We start from the raw sequence: 25362 nt of genomic DNA, 5'->3' as shown, positions 1-25362 counted from the left end.
TCATTGGGTGCCCTCATAGATACGGGTGTGAAGGGGGTTGAAGCCGATGCGGTAAGCCAGCTCGCCGGGGGTTTCCACGTCCCAGACCGCCAGATCAGCGCGCATACCGGTGGAAATCTCTCCGCGGTCCGCCAACCCCAGCGCGCGGGCGGCGTTGCGGGTGACGCCTGCCAGCGCCTCCTCCGGCGTCATCCGGAACAGGGTGCAGCCCATGTTCATGGTCAAGAGCAAAGACGTCAGCGGCGAAGAGCCAGGGTTGCAGTCGGTCGCCAGCGCCATCGGCACGCCATGCTGACGGAAATGCTCAATCGGCGGCGCCTGGGTTTCGCGGATGGTGTAGAAAGCACCCGGCAGGATCACCGCGACAGAGCCAGAGGCCGCCATCGCCCGGGCGTCATCCTCGGTGGCATATTCCACGTGATCGACTGACAACGCGCCATATTGCGCGGCCAAAGCCGTGCCGCCCTGATGGCTCAGTTGTTCGGCGTGCAGCTTCACCGGCAGGCCCAGCTCCTGAGCAACTTTGAAGACACGTTCGATCTGGGCGGGGGAAAAGGCGATGTTCTCGCAGAACCCGTCGACCGCATCCACCAGCCCCTCCGCATGGGCGGCGCGCAGGGCGGGAATGCAGACCTCGTCGATATAGGCGTCATCGCGCCCCTTGTACTCGGCCGGAGTCGCGTGGGCGCCAAGGAAAGTGGTTTTCACTGTCACCGGACGCAGCGCGCCCAAACGGCGGGCGGCGCGCAGCATGTTCAGTTCGGTTTCACGGTCCAGCCCATAACCGGATTTCACCTCTACGACGGTCACGCCTTCGGCGATCAGCGCATCCAGCCGCGGCAGCGCGCCCTGCACCAGCGCCTCCAGCGAGGCTGCGCGGGTGGCCGACATGGTCGAGACAATGCCGCCCCCTGCCCTGGCGACCTCTTCATATGAGGCCCCGTTCAGGCGCATCTCGAACTCCATCGCGCGGTTGCCGCCAAAGACGATATGGGTGTGGCAGTCGATGAAACCCGGTGTCACCAGACGGCCGCCCAGGTCCCGCTGCTCCCAGGCGGAATTGTCAGCTGGCAATTCTGCGCGCGCACCGGCCCAGGCAATTTTTCCGCCTGAAACCGCAACTGCGCCGTCCTCAATCAGGCCATAAGGCGCGTCCGTTGCGGCCATGGTGGCCAGCCGCGCGTCGGTCAGAACATAATTCCCTGTCACGGATTCCCCGAGTCCCTTGATTGCCTCTTTGGCATTAAACTACGGGATTTGGATATTATGTCTAGTCATAAAGTGAAGCCGAAATGCGCTCCGGCCAAGCCGTTCCACCCCGGCCGGAGATATTTGCTTATCCCAAGCGGGTCTTGGGAACGCTCGGGTGCAGATCGTCGATGATGATCGGATGCGCGTGCGGATGCCCGTCTTGCAGATGCGGGTGATCCGGCGGCAGATCATCATGGGTATGTTCAACCGGACCGGAGCTGTTCAGCGGCCAGAACCGTGTGGCAGCGGCAAGCCCGCCCGCCGACATCAGCGCCAGAATCAGCATCGCTGCCCCTGCCCCAAAGGCGGCAGCCAGGGCGGCTGACAACGGGTAGAACAGCAGCCAGCAGGCGTGCGACAGGGTGAACTGCGCGGCAAAGATGGCGGGCCGGTCCTCAGGATGGGCAGAACGGGTCAGCAGCCGTCCCGCCGGGGTTTGAATGACGCTGTAGGCAAACCCGGTCAGGGCCCACCCGGCCAGCAGCACCGGCAGCGACAATCCCCCGGCCAAACCCGCGATGCCAAGGGCGGCAAACACGGTGATGCCCAGCCCCCCGCCGGCCATCATCAGACGCCGGTCGGAGACCCGCTCCAGCAACCGCGGCAGCAGAAAGGCCGCCACCATCGAGCCGCCGCCAAAGGCACCCAGGGCCACCGCAACCGCGCTCTCTGACAGCCCCAGATCGGCGCGCACAATCACCACGGTGTTGACGATGACCATTGCGCTGATCGCCGCCACGATCCAGCTCAGCGACAGCAGCCCGCGCAGCCGCGGGGTGCGCAGGTAGTTGCGGATGCCGCGCGTGGTGCGCTCATAGATTGGCCGCGGCTCCTTGGGCGCCGGGGACGGCAGGCGGATCGACAGCAGCAGCAGCGCCGAGGCGGCAAAGCCCAGGGCAGTGCCCCAGAACAGGTTGTCAAACGTCATCAGCGTCAGCAAGGCGGCGGCCAGCATCGGGCTGACCAGGCTTTCCAGGTCAAAGGCCAGCCGCGACAGCGACAGCGCCCGGGTGTATTCCTTCTGATCGGGCAGCACGTCCGGGATCGAGGCCTGAAACGCCGGGGTGAAACCTGCCGAGGCTGACTGCAGCACAAAGATCAGCACATAGACCTGCCAGACCTCCGAGACGAACGGCAGGCAAAGGGCCACGCCCATCCGCACCAGGTCCAGCCTGATCAGCATGCGCCGCCGGTTGACCCTTTCGGCAAAGGCGGCCGCGATGGGCGCCACAACGACATAAGCTACCATCTTGATGGTCAGCGCGGTCCCCAGCACCAGCCCGGCGCGGTCCCCGGCCAGGTCATAGGCCAGAAGGCCAAGCGCAACGGTGGCCAGGCCGGTGCCGCTCAGGGCAACAATCTGGGCCAGGAAAAGATGCCGGTAGGTCCGGTTCCGTAGAATTGCTAACATGGGTCTATAGATACCTGCTGATGGATTTCAGGTCGGCCAGCATGGTCTGGCTGTCCGCGGAGCTGTCCTCCGGGATAAGGCAATGATCGATGTGGTCATGGATCAACGCGCGCTTGGCATTGGTGATGGCGCTTTCGACCGCTTGCAGCTGCTGCGCTATATCCAGGCAGGGTTTCTCCTGCTCGATCATCGTGATCACTTTTGCCAGGTGGCCGTTGGCGCGTTTCAGCCGGGCGGCGATTTTCGGGTGGCATTCATGGGTATGTGTCATGCCATTCAGCTATCCCCCCCTAGGGGATGAGTCAAACGGCGGTGCCATGCAGCCCAAGGCCTGGCTGTTCCGGCGGCCGGGGCGGGATTGAGAAAATTGTCAGCTGACAATCCACGCCTCTGAGAGGCCAAATCCGTCTCGCGCTGGCCGGGTTTCAGGCTGCCTCAGCCCCGCCGTGCGGAAAAATTGTCAGCTGACAATTTCCGGGATGCAGGCAATGACTCCCTGCCTTCGAAACGCCGCCAAACCTGCGTGAGGGCTGGATCTCCACGACCGGATGCAAACCGGGGTTTCAGCAAGACGCCGGGTGCGGTTCACTTCCCTGCAGCAAGGCGTTCAGCATCGGGGCGGTTGAGAACTGCCCGGCCCGTGCCTTCTGCGCCAGACGCCGCAGGTAGGCGCCAGGGCTGCGGATAGAGCCGATCTTCTCCAGCATGCACAGAACCACCGTCGCGGCCTGTTTGCGCCCCATGGCGGCCCGTGCGTCGCTCAGCACCGGCATGTCGATACCCATCATTGGCGACAGTTTTTCGGCAACATGGTCAGCCTCCTGCCAGCTGCGCAGCTGGCCTGGGTAGAAGCTGCGGAATTCCTGGCAGGCCCTTTGCACCTGCTTGAGGTCATTCTCAGCCTGACCGGTTTCGCATTGGGTTGCCGGGCCATTGTTTTTTTTGTCAGCCGCCGGCTGCCTTTCAGAGTCAGAAACAGATTTATCTGAATCCTGTATGTGCCGCTCATTTTGGCCGCTGCTGCCGCTCATACCGGTTGCAGCAAGGGCAGGGCAGGGGGGCTCTACAGGGTCTGGCAGCGCGGCGATTTCCTGGCGCAAGGCATCGGCTGCCTGGGTCAGGTCCGCCTCGCAGGGTTTGCGGCGCAGAAGTTTGCGGACAGCGTCTACAAGGCCCGCAGCCTGACCGGGGGCTGCCTCGACCAGCTCCTGGCGCAGCACGGCAACCTTGTCCCGCAGCACGGCAAGATGTTCGGCACGGGATTTCGCAGCCAGCGCGGCGTCAAAGATCTGACCGGCATGGCGGGCGAGGGGAGAAAGGTCGAAGCCGAAGGCCAGCTGGCAATCGCTGCCAGTGCGGCGGGCATAGCGTTTGCGGTTGGGGCTGTTCCTGCGGCTGACAATCCCGATCCCCGTAAGGCTGGCCAGATGGCGGCGCAGGGTGCTTTCGGGCATCCCGTTCAGCCGCTCCGCCAGCTTGCGGTTCGAGGGGAACACAACAGCGCTGTCCGGCTCGGCCGGGATGCCGCGTTCGGGGAAAAAGGTCAGCAAGGCCTTCAGCACACCAAGGGTGCGGTGGCTCAGTCCGAATTCCTCGGCGGCATGGGTGAGCGCAGCCAGAAGGTCCCATTTGTCATGGGTACCCGCCAGCTGGCCGCACTGATCCATCCGCCCAAATGCGATTTGGGACGCATGTTCCATCTTTTTTTCACGAAAGACAAAAAATACCCGCCCCCATGCGGCGCATGGAGTTGACAGTGACGAGTCTGAGAGGCTATTCCAAAGGTGCTAAATCTGAGAACGGCCTTCTGGGATGTAATGTCCTGGGGGGCTTTTCTTTTGTCCGGGCTTCGTGCCTCCTGTCCTGTTTTCTCTGCTCTTCCTTAGTCTTCCGGCTGCTCAGGCTGGTCTTGCTGCCAGCGGCCGTGAAGCTCTGCCATGATCTCTTCCGCGTGGGCATCGAACCAGGCGTCAAAGCCGGGCGTGTCCTTGCCGGAGATCGTCAGGGACACGCCCTTGGCGGTTGTCTTGATGCCTGCGACCTTTGCCCCGTTGCTGCCGGGCAAGGCGCGGGTTTTCGGCGGGGCAGGGGCTGGTTTCACCTCCTGGGGCAGGTTCTGGGCATGTGTCAGAACCACCTCGAACCGCCCGTCGGAATCAAATGTGGTAAAGTCGGGCCGGTTTGTCCTGGTGACCGCCCGGGACCGCGCCGCGGGATCGTCAAACAGTTTGACCAGCAGCATCCAGCGGTCGCGGCCGATGCCGGGGGCAGAGCCGATCGCGCGCAGGAACGGCAGCTCAAACGCGGTGCCGACCTTCAGCATCCGCGACACCATCGGCAGGTCGATCGACAGCGCCGCGGCAATTGTCTGCCGGTCATAGCCGTCGGCCTGCAACTGCGCCGCAAAGGACGCCTTCTCGATGAAGCTCAGATCCTGGCGCGAGGTGTTTTCCTGCCCCTGCGCCATCACCAGCGCGTGGTCGTCCAGCTGCCGCACCATCGCCTTCACGGCCAGGCCCAGCTCCCGCAAGGCCCGCATGCGGCGGCGGCCATAGACGATCTCATAGCGCCCCGGCACCTTGGGGTGCGGGCGCAACAGCACCGGAACCTGCTGGCCATAGGTCCGCAGGCTTTCCTTCAACTGGTTGAAGGCCGTCCCGTCCATGCCCAGGCGGTCCTCATAGCCCGCATCGTCGATCAGCGCGGTATCAATCTCCTGAACCGCGCTTTCCTGCAGCTTGCTGAGCGAGGATTGCAGCGCCCCCACCGCGCCGCGCGGCATCATCTTGGGTTTTGCCGCCGGGGCTGCCGGGGTTTGATTGTTCAGGGCTGTGCTCAGGATGCCTTTGCGTGCCATCAACGCCTCCATGCTTGTTGAAGGAGCGACTTTATTTCATCGTTCACTTGATTCAGTGAATCCACCGCACGGTCGTAGGTTGACCTGTGAAACTGGGATCTTTCGACCTCGTAAACGGTCTGCTGGGTCAGGCCCGCGTCGGAAATCGCGGTGGATTTCAGCATTGGCGCCACCATGACTTCCTCGCCGAACAATTGCCGCATGAATGCAACCACTTGCTGTTGCGGGCCGTCGTTCGGCTCGTAGCGGTTGATCAGGAAGCGCAGGAAATCAAACTCCAGCGACGCGCCCGCATTGGACACGACATCAAGCAATTCGGCAGACATCTGCAGGAACTGCGACATTGAGGCGATGTCCAGCATGTTGGGCACAACGGTGATCACCACGCCGGTGGAGGCACACAGCGCCGACATCGTCAGATAGCCCAGCTGCGGCGGGCAGTCGAAGATGATCACGTCGTAATCCTGCTCGACCTCCTCCAGCGCCGCGGCCATGCGCGAGAAGAACGCGGGCTGCACGTTGTTCAACAGCGCCTGCGGCGTCTCATGCTCGAATTCCTGCAGGATCAGCCCGCCAGGCGCCAGGTCCAAGCCGCTGAAATAGGTCTGCTGGATGATCTGGCGCAGGGGCAGGGGGTCGTCATAGCGGATTGCGTCATATATCGTCCCTGTTTCAAGGAAATCGACCTCTGGCCGATAGCCGAAAAGCGTCGTCAAGGACGCCTGCGGGTCAATATCCACCGCCAGGACCCGGTAGCCTTTCAGCGCCAGCCGCTGCGCGGTGTGAATGGACGAGGTGGTCTTGCCCGATCCGCCCTTGAAGTTCAGGAAGGACAGCACCTGCACCTTGTCGCCTTCCCGGCGGCCGCGCAAATAGGTGCCCGGCGTCTTGGCCGAGGCATCCAGGATCTTGCGCATCTCCAACAGATCAGCCGCGGAATAGTGGCGCCGGCCGCCCGGTGTGGTATGCACCTCGGGGAATTTTCCGTCAAAATGCAGCTTGCGCAGGAAGCTCGGGGAAATCCCCAGCATCTCTGCCGCCTCGCCGGCGCTGAACAGGCGCAATTCTTTCCTTGCGTCCGGCGCAAAACTCGCCAGCATGTGGCTTTCAAGGGCCGCACTGAGGTTCTCCGCATTCTCGCGGATTCGCTGATTGATGTGGAGTGCTACTGCCAACTGCTGCCCTCTCGATAGTAACGCTGTTTTGCGTCAGCGCTTTATTTATCGTTTCTATACGCAATGCGAACGCAGTTGTGCAATAGATTCCTTCAGTTACAGGTTGCAAGCAGGCCATCCGGTTTGGCACCAGGCGGCCAGAACGACCGAAAATTTTCTTGTAACCAATTGAAATTAATGATTAACATCTGAGTTGCACAGGCTAGGCAGGGCTGTGGATAAATTTTCGCTCCAGTGTGCATGATGCGCAGCCGGCCGGGTCTCAGCGAGTCGCATGGCGCCGGAATCTGCCCTGTTTAGGCTCTAATAGAGCAGTTTCGGTGCGCGCTGTGCCGTTCGGCCTTCGTCTTTGGCTGCCGTGCGTGCAAAGGCTGAATCTGCGGCAGGCCGGTTCCAGCAAACGGAGTGTCGGTTTTTGCAAGCGGATTTCGGAATCCTGCAGGCCAGCCTGCGCCGTCTCAGCCAAACTCTCCGCCAAAGGAGTACACTGCCATGACTGAGCAAGCCACCGCGACCCGCTCGCGTTCCGGCGGCCGCCACGCCCGCCGCGCCCTGCGCACCGCGCCGAAATTCGACATGCTGCCCGGCCTCACCCGCAACATCCCGCTCTGCGAGGTGATGGACGCCAGCCAGGTTGAGAAGATCGACAATGCGTCGATGGACATTCTGGAGAATGTGGGGGTCCAGTTCCGCGATCCCATCGCACTGGAAGACTGGAAACGCGCCGGAGCCAAGGTTGACGGCGAGCTTGTCTACCTCGACCGCGGGCTGGTGCGCGAGCTGATCAAGACCATCCCCAGCGATTTCACCTACCACGCGCGCGACCCTAAGAAGAACGTGCGCCTGGGCGGAAAGAACTCGATCTTTGTGCCGATGACCGGCGCGCCCTTCCTGCGCGATCTGGACGACGTGCGCCGCAACCCGCTGCTGGAAGACCTGGCGATGTTCCACAAGCTGGCGCATATGATGCCCAGCTTACATTCCTCGGCACACCACATCGTCGAACCCTATGATCACCCGATCAGCCAGCGCCACCTGCGCATCACCTATTCGTCGATGAAATACTCCGACAAGACGTTCATGGGCATGACCACCAGCCCCAAGAACGCCGAGGACGTGATGGACATGTGTGCCATCCTGTTTGGTGAAGAGTTCATCATGAACAACCCCGTCACCACCGGCAACTGCAACGGCAACTCGCCGCTGGTCTGGGATGAAACCATGCTGGGCGCCATGCGCGCCTTTGGCAAGCGCCGCCAGCCGGTGCTGTGCTCGCCCTTTGTTCTGGGCGGCGCCAACACCCCGGCCTCTGTCGCGGCCTCGGTGGCGCAGCTGAACGCAGAGGCGCTGTCGGCGCTGGCCTATACCCAGGTCTGCAACCCGGGCACCCCGGCGATTTACGGCCACTACCTGTCCACCGTCAGCATGAAGTCCGGCGCGCCGATGGCGGGCACGCCTGAGATCAGCCTGATGAACTTCATGATCGGTCAGATGGCGCGCTATTACGATGTGCCGTGGCGGACCTCCAACACCCTGGGCGGCGCCAAGACGTTCGACGCGCAGGCCGGTTACGAATCCGCTACCACACTGTCGGCCGTCATCCATGCCGGCGCCAACTACATCTGGCATTCGGCGGGCTGGAACAAGGCCGGCATGCACTGCTCGGTCGCCAAATTCATCGTCGACGCCGAGCAATGCGCCATGGCCTACCGGATGGCTGAAGGCCCGAAATGGGACGATTTCGACCAGGCCATTGCCGCGGTGCCGGATGTTGGCCCTGGTGGCCACTACCTGGGCCACCCGCACACCCAGGAGAACTTCCAGCAGGCGTTCTTCATGCCTGACATGTTCGACAACAACTCGATCGAGCAGTGGCAGGCCGAAGGCAGCGTCGAAATCACTGAGCGCGCGCTGACCCACGCCAAGAAATTGCTGGCCGAGTACCAGGAGCCGAAGCTGGACGAGGCCAAGAACGAAGAGCTGCTGGACTATATCGCCCGCCGCGAGCGTGAAATCCCCGCCGCGGACGAGCTGAACCAGGAGTACTGATCCCACCCTCCTCCCCTGACTGACCCGCCCTGAAAGGGGCGGGTTTTTTTGTCGGTTGAGGCCGGGGCAGGGGTCGGAATTCTGCAAGTCCGGTGTAGAGCGATCGCTCTACCGTGTCCTCATGACAGAGACACAGCACAGAATTGCCGAGAGCCTGGACCGCCAGTTTGCCGAGATGGGGTTTGCCACTCAGGGTGTCGAAGCCCTGCGCGCGGGCGCCGATGTCTCGCTCAGGACGCTCTACAAGTACTTTCCCAGCCGCGAGGCGATGGTGGTCGGCGCACTGGACTACCGCGACCAGGCCTATGGCGACTGGATTGCCGGCGGGCCGGGGCAGGGGGCTGAGCATGTGCTGTACCCGCTCAAGCGCCTTGGCGACTGGCTGAAGCAGGTCGCCAATACCGGCTGCCTGTTTATGAACGCGCTTTCGGCCTACCCGGACAGCGAAGCGATCCGGCAGGCCGTCGAGGCCCACAAATCCCGCCTGCGCGCAGAGTTCCGTGGCCGGCTTCTGAATGTAGCCCCCGGTTGCGAGGCTGATGCTCTCGCCGGCGCGTTGCTGCTCCTTCACGAGGGCCTGACTGACACAGCCCGGCTGAGCGGACCCGAAGCTGCCACCAAAACCGCCCTGAACAGCGGCCGCACCCTTCTTCTGGCCGCCGGTATCACCTGACCCGGCCAGCCCCACTTCCAACACGGGAAACACCTATGAAAATCGCAGAAATCCACATCTATCAGCATGACCTGCCGGTCAAAAACGGCCCCTACACCATGGCCAATGCCGAGGTTTGGGCGCTTGACACCACGCTGGTGAAGCTGGTGGCGGACAACGGCCAGACCGGCTGGGGCGAAACCTGCCCGGTTGGCCCCACTTACGCCGAGTCCCATGCCGGAGGCGCCCGTGCCGCATTGATCGCAATGGCGGAAGGCCTGATCGGCGCCGACGTAACGCCCATGACACTGCACCGCCGCATGGATGGGCTGCTGACCGGCCACAACTACGCCAAGGCCGCCATCGACATCGCCGCGCATGACCTTTTGGGCAAGCACCTGGGCGTCAGCGTCTCAACCCTGCTGGGCGGCGCGGCTGCGGACCGGGTGCCCTCCTACTACGCGACCGGCGTCGGCGCCCCCGATGACATTGCGCGCCTCGCCGCCGAGAAACAGGCCGAGGGCTATCCCCGCCTGCAAGTCAAGGTCGGCGGCCGCCCGGTGGAGCTGGATATCGAGACCATCCGCAAGGTCTGGGAAAAGGTCCGCGGCTCCGGCATGCGTCTGGCGGTGGACGGCAACCGCGGCTGGACCACGCGGGATGCGCTGCGCGTCAGCCGCGAATGCCCGGACATTCCCTTTATTATGGAGCAGCCCTGCAACACACTGGAAGACCTGCAGAAAATTCGCCCGCAGATTTCCCATGGCCTCTATATGGATGAAAACAGCACCAGCCTGAACACGGTGATCACCGCGGCGGGCACCGGGCTGGTCGATGGCTTTGGCATGAAGGTCACCCGCATCGGCGGGCTGCAGCCCATGCGCGCTTTCCGCGACATCTGCGAGGCCCGCAACCTGCCGCATACCTGCGACGATAGCTGGGGCGGTGACATCATCGCAGCCGCTTGCACCCATATCGGCGCAACCGTGAAGCCTGGCAATCTGGAGGGCGTCTGGCTGGCCGCCCCTTACATCGAGGGCAACTACGACGCCAAAAACGGTATTCGCATCGAAGGCGGCCACATCAACCTGCCGCAGGGCCCGGGCCTCGGCATCACCCCGGACGAGAGCCTGTTCGGCGCGCCGGTTGCATCCTTCTGAGGGAGAAGAGATACATGGAATTCCAAGGAAAACGCGCGCTGGTCACAGGCGCGGCGGGCGGCATCGGCGCCTCCATCGTTCAGCGCCTGCGCGCGGCGGGCGCCAAGGTGGCCGTTGCTGACCGCGACACCGGCGCACTTGAGGCCGAGGCGCATCTGCCGGGCGACCTGCTGGACGCGGACTATGCCAATATGCTGCCGCAAGCAGCAGCCGAGGCGCTTGGCGGGTTGGACATCGTCATCAACAACGCGGGCGTCATCACCCGCGGCCCGGTAACTGAGACCACGGACGCGGATTGGGATCTGTCGATGGGCGTGAATGTCGAGGCCCCCTTCCGCATTTGCCGCGCCGCGATCCCGCTGATGGCCGAAACCGGCGGCGGTGCCATCGTCAACACTGCCTCCTGCTGGGGCGGCAAGGCGCCGGGCCCGAACCACGCGCTTTATTGCATGACCAAGGCGGCGATTGCCTCGCTGACCCAATGCATGGGGATGGATCACGCCCACCAGGGCATCCGCATCAACGCGGTTTGCCCCAATGAGGTGAACACGCCGATGCTGCGCTCAGGCTTTGCCAAGCGCGGCTTTGACCCGGACTCGGCAGTGGCCGAGCTGGGCAAATCGGTACCCCTCGGCCGCATCGCCGAACCCGAGGACATCGCCGATGTGGTCCTGTTCCTGGCCTCCGACGCCGCCCGCTACATGTGCGGCGCGCTGGTGGAGGTGAACGGCGGGAAACCGGTGTCATGAGCCGGTTTGAGGGCAAGGTAGCACTGGTCACCGGCGGCCGCAGCGGCATCGGCCAGGCCATCACCCGCCGTCTGGCGGACGAAGGCGCCCGCGTCTTCACCGCGCAGCGGGGGGCGGACACCGAGTTTGACGCGATCGCCGCTGATTTCACCGATCCGGACAGCCCGGCGCAGGTGGTGGCGGAGGCGGCCAGCCGGGCAGGGCGCCTTGATGTGCTGGTCAACAACGCCGGCATGATGCAGGAGGCCCGTGTTGAAGACATGTCCCTCGCCGACTGGCAGCGCAATCTGACGGTGAACCTGACGGCGCCCTTCCTGATGATCCAGGCCGCCCTGCCGCACCTGCGCAAAACCAAGGGCAGCATCGTCAACACCGGCTCGATCGAAGGCTTGGGCAGCAACCCAGGCCACGCCGCCTATTGCGCCTCCAAGGCCGGCCTGCATGGCCTCACCAGGGCGGTGGCGGTGGACCACGGCCATGAGGGCATCCGCTGCAACGCGGTGGCGCCGGGCTGGATCGACACCGAACTGAACCTGGATTTCATCGAGTCGATGCCCGACCCGGAGGCCTTCCGCCGCGATATTGCCGGCATCCACCCGGTTGCCCGCACCGGCAAGCCGGAGGAAGTGGCGGCACTGGCAGCCTTTCTGGCCTCCGGGGATGCAGGCTTCATCACCGGCCAGGTCTACACCGTCGACGGCGGCCGCATGGCCAAGCTGAGCCTGCCTTAGTGACACGCCAAGGGTTTGAGCCGTCTAGTCTTTCAAAGGCGGCTCAACCAGCTCGCAAGTGTGGCAGAATTTGGAATAGTACCCTCGGCCTTCGCGAAACTGGATGCTAACCAAACCGGGCCCATGGCCTGTTCCAAACTCACCATAGCTGCTGTTTTCTTCGAAAACCTGTTCGGTTCCGGAATGCCGCAATGTCAGGGTTTCGAAAACCGCTGCTTCAAAGTACTGCGGAGAAGCCCTGACCGTCCGCCGGTAAAGTACTTCTACGCCGTACCCGGCACGGGTTTCTTCAGCACCAAGGCTCAGCCTCACATATACCCACCGCGGCAGGTCGCTGATGAAACTGATGCGCGTTCCATCTGCATGAACCGCCAGAACCAGACCCGCCGCAATGCGGGCGCGGTACAGCTGATCCGCTGAACACAGCACCGTTGCATCTTCGGTTGCTTCCGGCCCGTCCTCAGCACAGGAATAGATCAAATCCTCCTTCCGCAACGGAAAAAACTCCCGCGCGATCAAGGCATCCAGTTCCGGCGAGGGGAGTGCCGTGATTTCATAGCTGCGTTCGTCCAGTGATTTGACGGGCACCTCCTCCGAAGCAAAGGCTGCAGCGGCTCCGCTCAGGCTCATCGCAAGGAAAAAAATGCTGCGCAAACAAAGGCTCCGGCTAACCAGCGGTCGAAAATCAGCTGGAGCCTACAGCGCCCCTGCGCGCGCAGCAACATTGCCGGCAAAATCAGCACCGGATCCGCTTCTTCTGGCTGAAAATATCCCGGGGGAGCCGCCGCAGGCGGCGGGGGCAGCGCCCCCTCCAGCCATTATTCCTTGCCGGACCGCCATTCCTTCCACGCCAGATAGGTGTTGGCGCCGAGCGAGGCAAAGGGTTCCGGCGGCAGCCTGGGCGGTTCCGGCTGGGCCAGGAAATGGCTGGCGATCTCAGATCCGCCCTGAACCACCAGTTCCGCCGCCCCCATGCCCTGCAAAGTGCCGCGGGCGATGCCGAGGCCGTTCTGGCAGCAGGCGGAATAAACGCCCTGGTCCAGCTCACCGAAAGCTGCTGAGCCGTTGCGGCTGAGGCAGAGCATGCCAGCCCAGCGGTGTTCCATCTGCACGCCCTCCAGATGCGGAAACCGCTCCTTGAACTTGCGGTCATGCACCCAGCCCGCGTTGCGCAGGCGCATGGTGCTGGTCTCGATGGTGGGGTGGAAGCTGGAACAGGTGCGCACCAGGATCCGGTCGCCGTACGAGCCGGAAATCCGCCGCACAGAGGTGCCCATCGGATCGGCCGGCGTCACCGACCAGCGCGCCGCGCCGCCCAATTGCTGAATCTGTTCCGGCGTCAGCCGTTCGGTCATTGAGGCATAAAGGCAGATATGCATCAGACGGCGCTGGTAAAAACCGAAGCTTTCCAGATGGCCGTTGTTGGCCAGGATGATGGAGCCGGTTGTCACCCGCCCCTTCAGGCTCTTCACCACCCAGCTGTTGCCCTGTTTTTCAAAGCCCGTGACGGGGGAGTTCTCGAACACACTGATCCGGCCTGCCAGATGCGCGGACAAGGCGCGGACATATGCTGCGGGCTGGATCATCACCGTGCCGGGCGCATACAGGCCGGAAGTGTAGTGCGGACTGCTAGTGAGCTCCTGCATCTCAGCCTGCGAATAGAGCGTATGCGGCTCTCCCAGCCGCTCCAGATGGGCGGCGAAATCGCGGTTGTGCCGGTCGCCTGCGCGGGTGGCGGCGGCGTTGATCTTGCCTGCGGGGTCGAACATCTCCTGCGGCAGGGCGCAGTCTTCGGCCACGCTCCTGGCAAAGGCGATGGCCTTGCGGTTCATTGCAATCGCGGCCCGGTCCGCCTCCAGCGCGTCGCCTGCGTAATTGTCCGAGGCCAGATCATGCGGCAGGTCGATCATAAAGCCGGAGTTACGCCCGGCAGAGCTTTCGGCAAAGGGCCCGGCTTCCAGCACCGCCACCTTCAGCGATGGGTCCAGCTGATGCAGGCGGCGGGCTGCAGACAGCCCCGCAAAGCCGCCGCCGATGATGGTGACATCGGCGGTCAGATCGTGGTCCAGCACCGGCAAAGGCGCCTGCGGCGGCAGGATGGCATTCCATCCCGCCGCGCCGGTCTGCCGGGGCAGTCTTTTGGCGTCGTAGCGGTTCAATCCACGGCCTCGTCAGCGTCATCGGCCAGGTCGATCCAGATGGTTTTCAGCTGGGTGTACTGGTCGTGGGCATGGACCGAATTGTCACGGCCGCCAAATCCCGACTGCTTGTAGCCGCCGAACGGGGTGGAGATATCGCCCTCGCCAAAGCTGTTCACCGTCACCGTGCCCGCGCGCAATTGGCGGGCGCCGCGGATGGCGCGTTTGGCGTTGGCGGTGAAGATCGACGCGCAGAGGCCATATTCGGTGTCGTTGCCGACCTCGATTGCCTCGTCAAAGCCGGAAACCTCGATCACCGACAGAACCGGGCCAAAGATCTCTTCGCGCGCCAAAAGGGCGTTGTTGTCCTCGACTTCGACCACGGTGGCCTCGACAAACCCAGCTTCGGCCTTGCCGCCGATCACCACATTTTCCGCCTGCTCCAGGTAAGAGCACACCTTGGTGTAATGCCCCTCGCTGACCAGCGCGCCCATGCGGGTTTCCGGGTGCAGCGGGTCGCCGATGTTCCACTGTTTGGCGTGATGGGCGATGCGCTCCAGCAGTTCCGCTTTGACGTCCTTGTGCACGATCAGGCGGGACGAAGCCGAGCAGTTCTCGCCCATATTCCAAAAGGCGCCGTTGACCAGATGCTGGGCCACGCGGTCCAGGTTTTCGGCGTCGTCCATAACAATGGCGGGGTTTTTGCCGCCCATTTCCAGCACCACTTCCTTGGCGTTGCTTTCCGCCGAGTAGGTCAGGAACTTCTTGCCGGTCACGGTCGATCCGGTGAAGGAGACCATATCGATGTCCATGTGGCGGCCGATCGGCTCACCCACGGCCCCGCCGCCGCCGGGCACGATGTTCAGCACGCCTGCCGGGACGCCTGCCTCAGCCGCCAGTTCCGCTACCCGCAGCGCGGTCAGGGTGGTTTCCTTGGCGGGTTTCACCACCAGCGAACAGCCCGCCGCCAGCGCCGGGCCGATTTTCCAGGCCAGCATCAGCAGCGGGAAGTTCCAGGGCAGCACCAGGCCAACCACGCCGATGGGCTCGCGCACCACCATGGCGATGTGATCGTCCGACGCCGGCGCCACCTGATCATAGATCTTGTCGATGGCCTCTGCGTGCCATTTCAGGCAGTGGATGGTCTCCGGCACATCGACGGTTTCGCAGTCATAGATGGTCTTGCCGCTGTCGAGGCTCTCCATCACCGCCAACTCGCGGGCGTTGCGGGTCATCAGCTTGCAGAGGCGGATCAGCACGTCCTTGCGCTCGGACGGGTGCAGTTTCGACCAGCGGCCGTCGTCAAAGGACTCGCGCGCCTTCTCCACTGCAAAATCGACGTCTTCAGCGCCACAGGCCGCAATATCCGCCAGCTTTTCGCCGGTGGCAGGGTTCAGGGTCTCAAACGTCTTGCCCGAGGCCGCGGGGCAGAACTTGCCATCGATGAAAGCCGCCGTCGGCAGATCCAGGCCGGCCGCGATGGATTTGTATTCGTCGTGAGTGAGCAGCGACATGGATCAGCCCTCCGCCTGGATATCTGCGATTTTCTGTTTCAGCACCCGCACCACCTGTTCCAGGGCGCGTTTGTCGTCCTTGTTCAGCCCGGTCAGCGGCGCCCGCATGGCGCCTGCGTCAAAGCCGTTCATGGTGACGCCATGCTTGATGGTCTGGATGAATTTGCCGCCCTGTTCCAAGACCCGCATCAAGGGCAGCATTGCCGACATGATCCGGCGGCCCTTGGAGAAGTTGCCCTCGACCACGCAGGCGTTGTACAGCGCCACATGTTCTTCCGGCAGGAAGTTGGAGCCGCCGCAGACCCAGAAGGGCGCGCCCCAGGCAAAGAATTCCAGCGCCTGATCATCCATGCCGCAGCCCAGCTGGATGTGCGGATAGTCGCGGGCCAGCAGATGCACCCGGTTGATATCGCCGGAGCTTTCCTTGATGCCGCAGAAGTTGCGCGAGCGGCAGACGCGGTCCAGGAACTCCTCGCCCATCATGGTGCCGGTGCGGTGCGGATAGTTGTACAGCATCACCGGCAGATCGGCGGCCTTGTCGATGGCCAGCGCATTCAGCGCGTTTTCGCGGTCGGTCGGGACCGAATAGGCGGGGCTGGCCAGCAGGATGCTTTCTGCGCCCAGCTTGGCGGCGCCTTCGGCCAGCGCGATGGAATCCGGCGTGCGCATGGCGCCGGTGCCCACCACCAGCGGCAGCTTGCTGTGCTCGCGGGTGAACCGGGCCAGCTCCAGCCGTTCCTCGACGGTCTGGGCATAGTTCTCGCCGGTCGAGCCGCCGGAGATCAGGCCGTGCACGCCGCTGTCGATCAGATACTGGATCACTTCGGCCAGGGCGTCCCAGTTGACGCTGCCGTCCTCGTGATAGGGCGTCACCACAGGGGTGTAGATCCCTTCAAACTTGAAAATAGGGGTCATCTGCGTCCTCATGCAGGGGTTTTTCGCGCCACCGTCCCCAGCGGCAGGTCAAGCCCGGCGGGCATGACGAACAGCTCGATCTGGTCGCGCGACAGGTTCCAATGGTCGATCGCCAGCTGCCCCGCCGCCGCCTCGTCGCCGGCCTCGATGGCGGCGATGATGGCGTCATGCTGGGAGCTGGCCTCGCCCAGGTTTTCCGCCATCTGACGGTCCTGGGGGCGGTAGAAGGTCATGCCGATGCGGGCATGATCAATCAGCAGGCGCTGAAAGGACGGGGCGAGATAGATGTTGTCGGCCATCTCGCCGGTGATCTCGTGAAAGCGGTTGTTGGCCATTGCCCGGTCCGCGCCCGAGCCGCTGCGCAGCGCCGCCTTGAAGGCCTCCTGCGCCTCCTTCAGCCCGGCAATCTGCGCCTCGGTTGCGTTCTTGGCTGCCAATTGCAGCACCGCGCCGTACATCATTGGCGCGGCCAGGAAGAAATCCCGCAGGGTCATATGCGACATCTCGCTGACCCGCGCCCCGCGGTTTTCCCGCAGGTCGACATAGCCCTCGCCCGCCAATTGCCGCAGCACTTCGCGCAAGGGTGTGCGCGACAGCTCGAATTCTTCCGACAGCTTCGATTCGTCGAGATCGGCGCCCGGCCGCAGGGCAAGCGTCATGATGGCCGTTTTCAAATGGCCATAAAGCTCTGCCTTTCTGCGTTTGGACGCGTCCTTCATTCCAGTCTCCATCGTTGCGTTTGAACCTGTCCGGGCAGGATGGCCCGGCTGGTCAGCCACGGCAACCACATTGCTCATTTTGTGTTAGGAGAAAATACAATTTGTGTACAGAGAAAAAATATGCAGTATGCACGAAATGTTTTCGGAGGGGAGAGACCGGTGACAACGCAAACGGAAGAGGCCGTGATCGACTGCCGCAATTTGTGGAAGATCTTTGGCCGCCGCGCAGATGAGGCGATGAAAGCCGTTAAGGAACAGGGGCTTGGCAAGCTGGAAGTGCGCGACCGCTTCGACTGCGTCGTTGGGGTGCAGGACGCGAGTTTCACCGTCGGCCGCGGCGAGATCTTCTGCATCATGGGCCTGTCCGGCTCCGGCAAATCGACCTTGATTCGCCACGTGAACCGGCTGATTGAACCGACCTCCGGCCAGTTGTTCATCGAAGGACAAGACGTCAACCAGCTGTCTGCAAAGGACCTGCGCGAAGTACGGGCCGAGAAAATCGGCATGGTGTTCCAGAACATGGCGCTGATGCCGCACCGCACCGTGCTGGATAACGTCTCCTTCAGCCAGGAAGTGCGCGGCCACGATCCCAAGGAACGCCGTGAAAATGCGATGCGTGCCATCGACGCCGTGGACCTGAACGGCTGGGACCAGAAATACCCCGACGAACTGTCGGGCGGCATGCAGCAGCGCGTCGGCCTGGCCCGCGCCATCGCTGCCGATCCCTCGATCCTGCTGATGGACGAACCCTTCTCAGCCCTCGACCCGCTGATCCGCCGCCAGTTGCAGGACAAGTTCATGTCGCTGTCGGCAGAGATGAAGAAGACCACCCTGTTCATCACCCATGACCTGGACGAGGCGATCCGCATCGGCGACCGCATCGCCATCATGAAGGACGGCGCCCTGGTGCAGGTCGGCACGCCGGAGGACATCGTCACCAACCCGGCCGATGATTATGTCGCCGACTTTGTCGCCGGCATTTCCAAGCTGGAGCTGATCTCGGCCGCCAAAATCATGACACCTGTCGAGCAGTATGAGCAGAGCAACGGCCCGGCAAATGTGGACAGCTGGCCCGAGGCGCACCCGGATCATTCGCTGGACGATCTCGTGAACCTCTCCATCGCCACCCAGCACCCGGTGGTGGTCAAGGCTGACGGCAAACCCATCGGCATTGTCACCAAGAACGCCTTGCTGCGCGGCATCCAGGGCGATGTCGAAGACGCAGCCAGCCTCAAGCACTAAGGAGCGGGACCCATGGCAGACACAGAATTCAGCATCCTGGACCCGTTTTCCTCGATTGATCTGGGGCTGGCGGAATTGGCGGACGGCGTGAAGCAATGGGCGATTGCCAACCGCGGCATCATCCAGCCGATCAAGAAGTTCTTTAACGAGATGATTGTCGGCATCGACACCGCGCTCAATGCAGTGCCGCCGATGATCATGCTGGCGATCCTGATCCTGATCGCCTGGCAGGCCGCGGGCCGCCGGGTGGCGATCCTGGTCGGCGTGGCGATGTTTGCGCTTGGCTTCCTGTCGCCCAACGCCTGGGGGCTGGCGATGACCACGCTGGCGATTGTGGTCTCGGCGGTGATCCTCTGTTTCATCATCGGTCTGCCGCTGGGGATCCTGGCGGGCAAGAACGATAGGTTCGAGACCGCCATGCGGCCGGTGCTCGACACCATGCAGACCATCCCGGCCTTTGTTTACCTTGTGCCGGTGGTGATGCTCATTGGCATTGGCAACGTCTCCGGCGTGATTGTGACGATCATCTTCGCGCTGCCGCCGCTGATCCGCCTGACCAGCTTGGGCATCCGCGGCGTGAACCCCTCAGTCGTCGAGGCCGCCCGCGCCTTTGGCGCCAACCCCCGCCAGATCCTGTTCAAGGTTGAGCTCCCGCTGGCCACCCCCACCATCCTGGCCGGCGTCAACCAGACTATCATGCTGTCGCTGTCGATGGTGGTGATTGCCTCGATGATCTCGGTCAAGGGGCTGGGCAACGAGGTGCTGCGCGCCATGGGCCGGCTGGATGCAGGCAAGGCGCTGGTCGGCGGCCTTGGCATCGTGATCCTGGCCATCGTGCTGGACCGCATCACCCAAGGCATGGGCCAGTCGGGCCGCGAACGCGGCCACCGCCACTGGTGGCAGGGCGGTCCGGTCGGCGCGGTGCTGCGCCTGACGGGCAAGGCCTGACGGCCAAAACTGACTTTCTCTTTCATCTGAACACCTAAGGGAGGACACATATATGTTCAGAAAAACCGCTCTGGCTGCGCTGGCAGCTTCCACCATGCTGGCAGGCGCTGCCCTGGCGGCGGACAATCCCGGCGAAGGCGTCACCGTGCGCCCGGTGATCCAGCCGACCGTCGAGGAATTTTTCCAGGCCCGCATCGTGTTCCAGGCGCTCCGCGACCTCGGCTATGACGTGGCAGAGCCGGAAGAAGTGCTGGCCCAGACCATGCACCTGGCCCTGGGCACCGGCGACGCGGATTTCACTACCGCCTCCTGGAACAAGCTGCATGACAACTTCTTTCAGGAATCCGGCGGCGACGAGGTGCTGGAGAAGGTGGGCCACCTGATCGACGGCGCGCTGCAGGGCTATCTGGTGAACAAGGCAGCCTATGACGCCGGCGTGCAGAACCTGGGGGATCTCAAGGACCCGGCAAAGGCAGCGATGTTCGACGCTGACGGCGACGGCAAGGCCGATCTGGCCGGCTGCGTGCCCGGCTGGGGCTGCGAGCGCGTGATCGAGCATCAGCTGGACGAGTTCGGCCTGCGCGAGACCGTGAACCACAACCAGGGTGAATATAACGCCATCATCGCCGACACCATCGCCCGCAACGCAGGCGGCGAAAACGTTCTGTACTACACCTGGACGCCTTACTGGGTCTCCGGCGCGCTGGTGCCGGGTGAAGACGTGGAATTCCTGGCGGTGCCCTATTCCTCGCTGCCCGATGGCGCGACTGCCGAGACCACTTTCAACGGCAAGGACCTGGGCTTTGCGGTGGACAGCATCCGCATTGTCGCCACCGATGAGTTCCTGGCAGCCAACCCGGCAGCTGCAAAACTGTTCGAAGTGGCGCAGATCAACATCAACGACATCTCCATCCAGAACAAGAAGGTGGCGGATGGCGAGGACAGCTCGGACGACATCGACCGCCATGTGGCCGAATGGATCGACGCCAACCGCGCCGCCTATGACGGATGGCTGGACGCGGCCCGCGCTGCAGCCAAGTAATAGGGGATAGACCCGACTCACAGGACTGCGCGGGGCTCTCCTCGCGCAGTCCGCTTCATTTCCGGGGGCACGCCATGGCCAAGACACAGCATTTTGCCTTTCTCCTCGTCGAGGAATTCTCCCATCTCGCCTTCTCCTGCGCGGTGGAGCCCTTGCGCATCGCCAATCTGGTCAGCGGCAAGGATCTCTATGATTGGTCCTTCGGATCGGAAAACGGCGAGACCGTTACCTGTTCCAACGGCTCGGTGACCCTGGTGCATTACGGCTTTGACGCGATCCCGAAATGCGACCAGCTGTTTGCCCTGTCGGGCATCCACATGCGCAACCATGTGACCAAACCTCTGCTGGCCGCCCTGCGCCGCGAAAAGGCGCGCGGCATTTCGGTTGGCGCACTCTGCTCCGGCGCCTGGGTATTGGCCGAGGCCGGCTTCCTCGACGGCATGCAGGCCGCGATCCACTGGGAATACCACGACAGCTTCATGGAGGCCTTTCCGGAGGTGAACCTGGTGCGCAGCGTCTTTGTGGCCGATGAAAAACACATGACCGCCTCCGGCGGCACCGCCACAGCCGACCTGATGCTGCACCTGATCGAGCGGGAGCACGGCTATGACCTGGCCGTCGCGGTGGCCGATCAGATGGTCTATAACGCCGTGCGCAATGCAACCGCCGAACAGAAGGTCTCGCTGCAATCGCGCAACGGCATGCGCAACACCCATCTGGCCCGTGCCATCCAGATGATGCACGACCACATCAGCGATCCGGTCTCTCCCACGGTGATTGCCGACGACATCGGTATTTCCACCCGCCAGTTGGAGCGGCTGTTCGGCAAATACCTGAACACCTCGCCCAAGAAGTATTTCATGGAAATGCGGCTGGAGCGCGCCCGCAACCTGCTGATCCAGACCAAATCCTCGGTGACCGAGGTGGCGCTGGCCTGCGGTTTTGACAGCCCGGGCCATTTTTCACGGGTCTACAAGGCCGCCTTCAACGTGACGCCAATGCTGCAACGCGGCCGGATCGGCTAGGGCGCCGGAAACCGGCGCGGTTTCCGGCCATGAAAAATCGATTTTTCATGGCCGTTTTCATTGCATGAAAACGGTGCGCGCTTGCAAATTCCGGACTGGCCTTCAAAGCTGCATTTCCCATATTGAAATGAAGCCCTTTCATCCGAGCCTTATGCCAGGAGCCGCAGATGTCCCGCCGCCACTACAACCTGCCGCCGCTCACGACGCTCGCCGCCTTCGAGGCCGCGGCCCGGCATCTCAGCTTCAAGAATGCCGCCCAGGAGCTCTCGGTCACCCCCGGCGCCGTCAGCCATCAAGTGAAGGCGCTGGAGGCCGAACTGCAAGTGCCGCTGTTCCAGCGCAAGCACCGTGGGGTCGAACTGACCGAAGAGGGCGAGGCGCTGTTTAAATCCCTGGCAACCTCGTTCTCGAAAATCTCGCTCAGCCTCAAGACCATCCGGGACCGCCACACCGGCGACACCGTGACCATCGGCTCCACCTCTGCTGTCGCCTCGCTGTGGCTGTCGCCGTCGGTGGTGCGCTTCTGGCGCCAGCACCCGGACGTGAACGTCAACCAGATCGTCCAGGACCGGCTGTTCCGCAGCATGCCGGACGTGGATTTCTACATCCGCTACGGGCGCGACCGCGACACCCGCCTGCAGCAGACCGAGCTGTACCGCGACCACCTGGTGCCCGTCGGCAATGCGGAGATGGCAGAGAAACTCACCGGCTGCCCGCTGGAGGAACTGGCGCAGCAGCGGCTGCTGCATCTGGAATCCGACGACAAGAGCTGGACCACCTGGACCGACTGGTTCCAGCAGCTGGGCTACGGCGGCCCCATCGCGCCCGGCGTGCGGGTCAACAACTATTCGGTTGCGCTGCAGGCGGCGCAGGACGGGGTGGGGCTGGCGCTTGGATGGCAGCGGCTGCTGAACCCGCTCTTGACCGCTGGCCAGCTGGTGCCGATCGGCCCGCATGTTCTGGCCGCGCCGCATGGCTTTCACCTGGTGGGCCGCCCGGACGCGGACCTGTCGGAATCTGCAAAATTGCTTCGCAATTGGGTGATTGACGAGGTCAATAGAAGCTCAGGTGAGCTCAGCTAAGTCCAGCGCGAAAATTCCTGATATTGAGTGAATCTGCTCTCTCCTTTCAATGGCGCAAAACCCCTGCATCTTTTACCCAGGTTTGGAGAGACCCAGATGAACAAGCATGACACGCTTGCCCCGGTGATGGCTCCGGTCAACGTCGCAAATGGCCTGCCGAACGCCCATTACATCGACCCCGCCGTCTTTGCCGAAGAGAAACGCTCGGTTCTGTTCAAGAACTGGTCCGGCATCGGCTTTGGCAAGGATGTGCCGGAGCCGGGCTACGCCAAGCCTGTGGATTTCCTGGGCATGCCGCTCTTGATCGTGCGCGACACCGACGGTGCCGTTGGTGTCTTTCAGAACACCTGCCGCCACCGCGGCATGATCCTGGTCGAAAAACCCGGCAAGATCCGCGGCGCCATCCGCTGCCCCTATCACAGCTGGTGCTACGGCCTGAACGGCCGCCTGGTCTCGACCCCGCATGTGGGCGGCCCCGGCAACAACAAGCATGAAGACATCAAGCTGGATGAGCTGGGCCTGGTGCGCATCCGCTCCTACGTCTGGCGCGATGTGATCTTTGTGAATGTCGACGGCACCGCACCCGAATTCGAAGACGCCCACGCCACTCTGCTGGAGCGCTGGAAAGAGTTTGAAACCCCGGTGCATCACGGCGGCGAAGGCTCCGGCTTCAAGCTGGAAGTCAAAACAAACTGGAAACTGGCGGTCGAGAACTACTGCGAAAGCTACCACCTGCCGTGGGTGCACCCCGGCCTGAACAGCTATTCCCGCCTGGAAGACCACTACAACATCGAAGTGCCGGGCCACTATTCCGGCCAGGGCACCCTGGTTTACCGCCAGCTGAAAGGCGAAAACGGCGAGTTGTTCCCGGACTTCGAAGGCCTCAGCAGCAAGTGGGATGAAGGCGGCGAATATGTGGCCGTCTACCCGAACGTCCTGCTGGGCGTGCAGCGCGACCATGCCTTTGCGATTATCCTGGAGCCGGTCGATACCGAGAACACTGTCGAGCACATCGAGCTCTATTATTCCAAATCCTCCGAGGACACGCCGGAGCTGGACACCCTGCGCGATGAGAACGCCAAGCTGTGGAAAACCGTGTTCGAGGAAGATGTCTTTGTGGTCGAAGGCATGCAGAAGGGCCGCCACGGCGAGCTGTTCGACGGCGGCCGCTTCTCGCCCGCAATGGACGGGCCGACCCACAACTTCCACGCCTGGGTGGCCGATCAGGTAACCAAAGGCCGCGCGGCATGAGCGTCTTTCTGAACGACGGGCTGGCCAGGAATTTCCTGGCCGGCGAATGGGTCGAAGGCGACGGCGGCCAGCGCATGGCCGTCGAAGACCCCGGCAACGGTGAGCACGTGGCCGACTGCGCGCTGGCAGGCGAGGAAACCCTCGCCCGCGCGCTGGACGCCGCCCGCGCCAGTTTCGAGCGCGGCGACCTGGCCGCCATGCAGCCCGCCAAGCGCGGCCAGCTGATGCAGCGCATCGCCGCTGAAATCCGCGGCATCGCTGGCGAAGGTGCCGAACTCCTGTGCCGCGAAAGCGGCAAGAGCCTCAGCGCCGCGCATGACGAATTCGAAGAGGCCGCGCAGTATTTCGAATATTACGGCGGCATGGCCGACAAGATCGAAGGCAAGTCGATCCCGCTTGGCCCGGATTACGCTGATTTTACGGTCTATGAACCTTACGGCGTCTCCGCCCAGATCGTGCCGTGGAACTTCCCGGTCTCGATCGCCGCGCGCTCTTTGGCGCCTGCGATGGCGGCCGGAAACTCGGTGATCATCAAATCGCCCGAGCTTGACCCGATTGCGCTGGCGATGCTGGGTGTGGCGCTGGAACGCGCGGATGTCCCCGCGGGGACAGTCTCCATTTTGAACGGCATCGGCGCAGACCTTGGCGCGCGGCTGGTGGAAAGCGCTGCTGTCGATCAGATCGTCTTCACCGGCTCGGTGCCGACCGGCCAGGCGATCCTGCGCGCGGCTGCCAACCCGGTCACGCCCGCGCTGATGGAACTGGGCGGCAAATCCGCCGCGGTGGCGTTTGAGGACACCAATCTCGACACGCTGATGTCCTCCCTGCAAAGCGGCATTTTCTACAACGCGGGCCAGGTCTGCTCCGCCATGTCGCGGGTGCTGGTGCACCGCTCGATCTACGACGAGGCCGTCGAACGCGCCGCCGCTCTGGCCAACGGCCTCAGCGTCGGCCATGGCTTGGAAAACCCGGGCCTCACCCCAGTGATCTCGGCACGTCAGCTCGACGGCATCGAAACTCTCACCGCCACCGCCCGCCAAAGCGGCGCCCGCGCGGCTTCGGGCGGCGCCCGGCTGGAGCGGGAGGGTTATTTCATGGCACCGACCATCCTGGCCGATGTGGACCCGGCGTCCCGCGTCGCACAGGAAGAGATCTTCGGCCCGGTTACCTGCTTCACCTCCTTCGACACCGAAGCCGAGGCCATCGCCATGGCCAACGGCACCGAGTTCGGGCTGGTGGCCGGCGTCTTCACCCGCGATCTGGCGCGGGCGCATCGCGTCGCCAACCGCTTGCGCGCAGGGCAGGTGTTTGTGAACGAATGGTTCGCGGGCGGCATCTCCACCCCCTTCGGCGGGGTCGGAAAATCGGGTTTCGGCCGTGAAAAGGGGTTGGAGGCGCTCTATAACTATGTGCGCACCAAAAACATCGCGATCTCGCTGAAGGGCTGAGCC

23 protein-coding genes are annotated in these 25362 nt (G+C 63.2%); 12 read left to right on the top strand and 11 right to left on the bottom strand.

The window, feature by feature from the left end:
- The 6 genes from hutI to repA form a co-directional block, all read right to left on the bottom strand.
- On the bottom strand, nucleotides 1–1209 hold the full coding sequence (hutI, locus tag ACXAEH_RS21915; RefSeq protein ID WP_475036114.1) for an imidazolonepropionase: 1209 nt from the start codon (nucleotides 1207–1209) through the stop codon (nucleotides 1–3).
- Nucleotides 1210–1336: 127 nt separating this feature from the next.
- On the bottom strand, nucleotides 1337–2662 hold the full coding sequence (locus tag ACXAEH_RS21910) for an MFS transporter (RefSeq protein WP_475036113.1): 1326 nt from the start codon (nucleotides 2660–2662) through the stop codon (nucleotides 1337–1339).
- A 4-nt stretch (nucleotides 2663–2666) separates the two neighbouring features.
- Nucleotides 2667–2933, bottom strand: a complete 267-nt coding sequence (locus ACXAEH_RS21905) for a metal-sensing transcriptional repressor (RefSeq protein ID WP_475036112.1) — start codon at nucleotides 2931–2933, stop codon at nucleotides 2667–2669.
- A 292-nt stretch (nucleotides 2934–3225) separates the two neighbouring features.
- Nucleotides 3226–4362, bottom strand: a complete 1137-nt coding sequence (gene repC / locus ACXAEH_RS21900) for a plasmid replication protein RepC (protein ID WP_475036110.1) — start codon at nucleotides 4360–4362, stop codon at nucleotides 3226–3228.
- A 182-nt stretch (nucleotides 4363–4544) separates the two neighbouring features.
- Nucleotides 4545–5519 carry a plasmid partitioning protein RepB gene (repB, locus tag ACXAEH_RS21895; RefSeq protein WP_475036109.1) on the bottom strand — a complete coding sequence of 325 codons (975 nt, stop codon included), beginning with the start codon at nucleotides 5517–5519 and terminating at the stop codon, nucleotides 4545–4547.
- A complete protein-coding gene (repA, locus tag ACXAEH_RS21890; RefSeq protein ID WP_475036108.1) occupies nucleotides 5519–6694 on the bottom strand; it encodes a plasmid partitioning protein RepA in 1176 nt (391 codons plus the stop codon). The genes repB and repA overlap by 1 nt, the downstream gene beginning before the upstream one ends.
- 492 nt (nucleotides 6695–7186) lie before the next feature.
- Between repA and ACXAEH_RS21885 the strand changes: the two genes are divergently transcribed.
- From ACXAEH_RS21885 to ACXAEH_RS21865, 5 genes are all read left to right on the top strand, one after another.
- A complete protein-coding gene (locus ACXAEH_RS21885; protein WP_475036106.1) occupies nucleotides 7187–8743 on the top strand; it encodes a trimethylamine methyltransferase family protein in 1557 nt (518 codons plus the stop codon).
- 121 nt (nucleotides 8744–8864) lie between these two features.
- The gene (locus ACXAEH_RS21880) at nucleotides 8865–9416 is read left to right on the top strand and encodes a TetR/AcrR family transcriptional regulator (RefSeq protein ID WP_475036105.1); all 552 of its coding nucleotides are present in this window, start codon (nucleotides 8865–8867) and stop codon (nucleotides 9414–9416) included.
- A 35-nt stretch (nucleotides 9417–9451) separates the two neighbouring features.
- Nucleotides 9452–10555 (top strand): mandelate racemase/muconate lactonizing enzyme family protein, encoded by a 1104-nt coding sequence (locus tag ACXAEH_RS21875; protein ID WP_475036103.1) that lies wholly within the window; start codon nucleotides 9452–9454, stop codon nucleotides 10553–10555.
- Between the two features lie 14 nt (nucleotides 10556–10569).
- Nucleotides 10570–11304: an SDR family NAD(P)-dependent oxidoreductase gene (locus ACXAEH_RS21870; protein ID WP_475036102.1), complete on the top strand. Its 735-nt coding sequence runs from the start codon at nucleotides 10570–10572 to the stop codon at nucleotides 11302–11304.
- Nucleotides 11301–12035, top strand: coding sequence for an SDR family NAD(P)-dependent oxidoreductase (locus ACXAEH_RS21865; protein WP_475036100.1), 735 nt, complete (start codon nucleotides 11301–11303; stop codon nucleotides 12033–12035). Before ACXAEH_RS21870 ends, ACXAEH_RS21865 begins: the two co-directional genes overlap by 4 nt.
- A 24-nt stretch (nucleotides 12036–12059) precedes the next feature.
- On the opposite strand, the gene ACXAEH_RS21860 is transcribed toward ACXAEH_RS21865, so the two are convergent.
- From ACXAEH_RS21860 to ACXAEH_RS21840, 5 genes are all read right to left on the bottom strand, one after another.
- Entirely contained in the window at nucleotides 12060–12665 is a 606-nt protein-coding gene (locus ACXAEH_RS21860; RefSeq protein WP_475036098.1) for a hypothetical protein, read from the bottom strand.
- A gap of 188 nt (nucleotides 12666–12853) precedes the next feature.
- Nucleotides 12854–14194 (bottom strand): NAD(P)/FAD-dependent oxidoreductase, encoded by a 1341-nt coding sequence (locus ACXAEH_RS21855; protein WP_475036096.1) that lies wholly within the window; start codon nucleotides 14192–14194, stop codon nucleotides 12854–12856.
- Nucleotides 14191–15687, bottom strand: coding sequence for an aldehyde dehydrogenase (locus tag ACXAEH_RS21850; protein WP_475036094.1), 1497 nt, complete (start codon nucleotides 15685–15687; stop codon nucleotides 14191–14193). The genes ACXAEH_RS21855 and ACXAEH_RS21850 overlap by 4 nt, the downstream gene beginning before the upstream one ends.
- Before the next feature lie 3 nt (nucleotides 15688–15690).
- A complete protein-coding gene (locus tag ACXAEH_RS21845) occupies nucleotides 15691–16602 on the bottom strand; it encodes a dihydrodipicolinate synthase family protein (RefSeq protein ID WP_475036092.1) in 912 nt (303 codons plus the stop codon).
- Between the two features lie 8 nt (nucleotides 16603–16610).
- A complete protein-coding gene (locus tag ACXAEH_RS21840) occupies nucleotides 16611–17321 on the bottom strand; it encodes a GntR family transcriptional regulator (RefSeq protein WP_475036090.1) in 711 nt (236 codons plus the stop codon).
- A gap of 159 nt (nucleotides 17322–17480) precedes the next feature.
- Here ACXAEH_RS21840 and ACXAEH_RS21835 point away from each other — a divergent pair, with 159 nt between their 5' ends.
- From ACXAEH_RS21835 to ACXAEH_RS21805, 7 genes are all read left to right on the top strand, one after another.
- Nucleotides 17481–18563 carry a quaternary amine ABC transporter ATP-binding protein gene (locus ACXAEH_RS21835; RefSeq protein WP_475036089.1) on the top strand — a complete coding sequence of 361 codons (1083 nt, stop codon included), beginning with the start codon at nucleotides 17481–17483 and terminating at the stop codon, nucleotides 18561–18563.
- Nucleotides 18564–18575: 12 nt separating this feature from the next.
- Nucleotides 18576–19511 carry an ABC transporter permease gene (locus ACXAEH_RS21830; protein ID WP_475036087.1) on the top strand — a complete coding sequence of 312 codons (936 nt, stop codon included), beginning with the start codon at nucleotides 18576–18578 and terminating at the stop codon, nucleotides 19509–19511.
- A 52-nt stretch (nucleotides 19512–19563) separates the two neighbouring features.
- Complete coding sequence (gene proX, locus ACXAEH_RS21825; protein ID WP_475036085.1) at nucleotides 19564–20553, top strand: glycine betaine/L-proline ABC transporter substrate-binding protein ProX; 990 nt, start codon at nucleotides 19564–19566, stop codon at nucleotides 20551–20553.
- Between the two features lie 74 nt (nucleotides 20554–20627).
- Entirely contained in the window at nucleotides 20628–21578 is a 951-nt protein-coding gene (locus ACXAEH_RS21820) for a GlxA family transcriptional regulator (RefSeq protein WP_475036084.1), read from the top strand.
- A 167-nt stretch (nucleotides 21579–21745) separates the two neighbouring features.
- Nucleotides 21746–22660 carry a LysR substrate-binding domain-containing protein gene (locus tag ACXAEH_RS21815; protein WP_475036082.1) on the top strand — a complete coding sequence of 305 codons (915 nt, stop codon included), beginning with the start codon at nucleotides 21746–21748 and terminating at the stop codon, nucleotides 22658–22660.
- 96 nt (nucleotides 22661–22756) lie between these two features.
- A complete protein-coding gene (locus tag ACXAEH_RS21810; RefSeq protein ID WP_475036081.1) occupies nucleotides 22757–23911 on the top strand; it encodes an aromatic ring-hydroxylating oxygenase subunit alpha in 1155 nt (384 codons plus the stop codon).
- Nucleotides 23908–25359 carry an aldehyde dehydrogenase family protein gene (locus ACXAEH_RS21805; protein WP_475036080.1) on the top strand — a complete coding sequence of 484 codons (1452 nt, stop codon included), beginning with the start codon at nucleotides 23908–23910 and terminating at the stop codon, nucleotides 25357–25359. Before ACXAEH_RS21810 ends, ACXAEH_RS21805 begins: the two co-directional genes overlap by 4 nt.
- The last annotated feature ends 3 nt before the right edge of the window (nucleotides 25360–25362 follow it).

It is taken from the genome of Leisingera sp. ABM4_060 (assembly GCF_056158765.1).
Note: the sequence above shows the minus strand (reverse complement) of the source record. Positions and strands in the feature narration are given on the sequence as shown.

Excerpts from the sequence above, each read along its gene's own strand:
- ACXAEH_RS21910 (WP_475036113.1), bottom strand. The coding sequence starts at position 2,662 with ATGTTAGCAATTCTACGGAACCGGACCTACCGGCATCTTTTCCTGGCC.
- ACXAEH_RS21905 (WP_475036112.1), bottom strand. The coding sequence starts at position 2,933 with ATGACACATACCCATGAATGCCACCCGAAAATCGCCGCCCGGCTGAAA.
- repC (WP_475036110.1), bottom strand. The coding sequence starts at position 4,362 with ATGGAACATGCGTCCCAAATCGCATTTGGGCGGATGGATCAGTGCGGC.
- repB (WP_475036109.1), bottom strand. The coding sequence starts at position 5,519 with ATGGCACGCAAAGGCATCCTGAGCACAGCCCTGAACAATCAAACCCCG.
- ACXAEH_RS21885 (WP_475036106.1), top strand. The coding sequence starts at position 7,187 with ATGACTGAGCAAGCCACCGCGACCCGCTCGCGTTCCGGCGGCCGCCAC.
- ACXAEH_RS21880 (WP_475036105.1), top strand. The coding sequence starts at position 8,865 with ATGACAGAGACACAGCACAGAATTGCCGAGAGCCTGGACCGCCAGTTT.
- ACXAEH_RS21875 (WP_475036103.1), top strand. The coding sequence starts at position 9,452 with ATGAAAATCGCAGAAATCCACATCTATCAGCATGACCTGCCGGTCAAA.
- ACXAEH_RS21870 (WP_475036102.1), top strand. The coding sequence starts at position 10,570 with ATGGAATTCCAAGGAAAACGCGCGCTGGTCACAGGCGCGGCGGGCGGC.
- ACXAEH_RS21865 (WP_475036100.1), top strand. The coding sequence starts at position 11,301 with ATGAGCCGGTTTGAGGGCAAGGTAGCACTGGTCACCGGCGGCCGCAGC.
- ACXAEH_RS21860 (WP_475036098.1), bottom strand. The coding sequence starts at position 12,665 with ATGAGCCTGAGCGGAGCCGCTGCAGCCTTTGCTTCGGAGGAGGTGCCC.
- ACXAEH_RS21850 (WP_475036094.1), bottom strand. The coding sequence starts at position 15,687 with ATGTCGCTGCTCACTCACGACGAATACAAATCCATCGCGGCCGGCCTG.
- ACXAEH_RS21845 (WP_475036092.1), bottom strand. The coding sequence starts at position 16,602 with ATGACCCCTATTTTCAAGTTTGAAGGGATCTACACCCCTGTGGTGACG.
- ACXAEH_RS21840 (WP_475036090.1), bottom strand. The coding sequence starts at position 17,321 with ATGAAGGACGCGTCCAAACGCAGAAAGGCAGAGCTTTATGGCCATTTG.
- ACXAEH_RS21830 (WP_475036087.1), top strand. The coding sequence starts at position 18,576 with ATGGCAGACACAGAATTCAGCATCCTGGACCCGTTTTCCTCGATTGAT.
- proX (WP_475036085.1), top strand. The coding sequence starts at position 19,564 with ATGTTCAGAAAAACCGCTCTGGCTGCGCTGGCAGCTTCCACCATGCTG.
- ACXAEH_RS21820 (WP_475036084.1), top strand. The coding sequence starts at position 20,628 with ATGGCCAAGACACAGCATTTTGCCTTTCTCCTCGTCGAGGAATTCTCC.
- ACXAEH_RS21815 (WP_475036082.1), top strand. The coding sequence starts at position 21,746 with ATGTCCCGCCGCCACTACAACCTGCCGCCGCTCACGACGCTCGCCGCC.
- ACXAEH_RS21810 (WP_475036081.1), top strand. The coding sequence starts at position 22,757 with ATGAACAAGCATGACACGCTTGCCCCGGTGATGGCTCCGGTCAACGTC.
- ACXAEH_RS21805 (WP_475036080.1), top strand. The coding sequence starts at position 23,908 with ATGAGCGTCTTTCTGAACGACGGGCTGGCCAGGAATTTCCTGGCCGGC.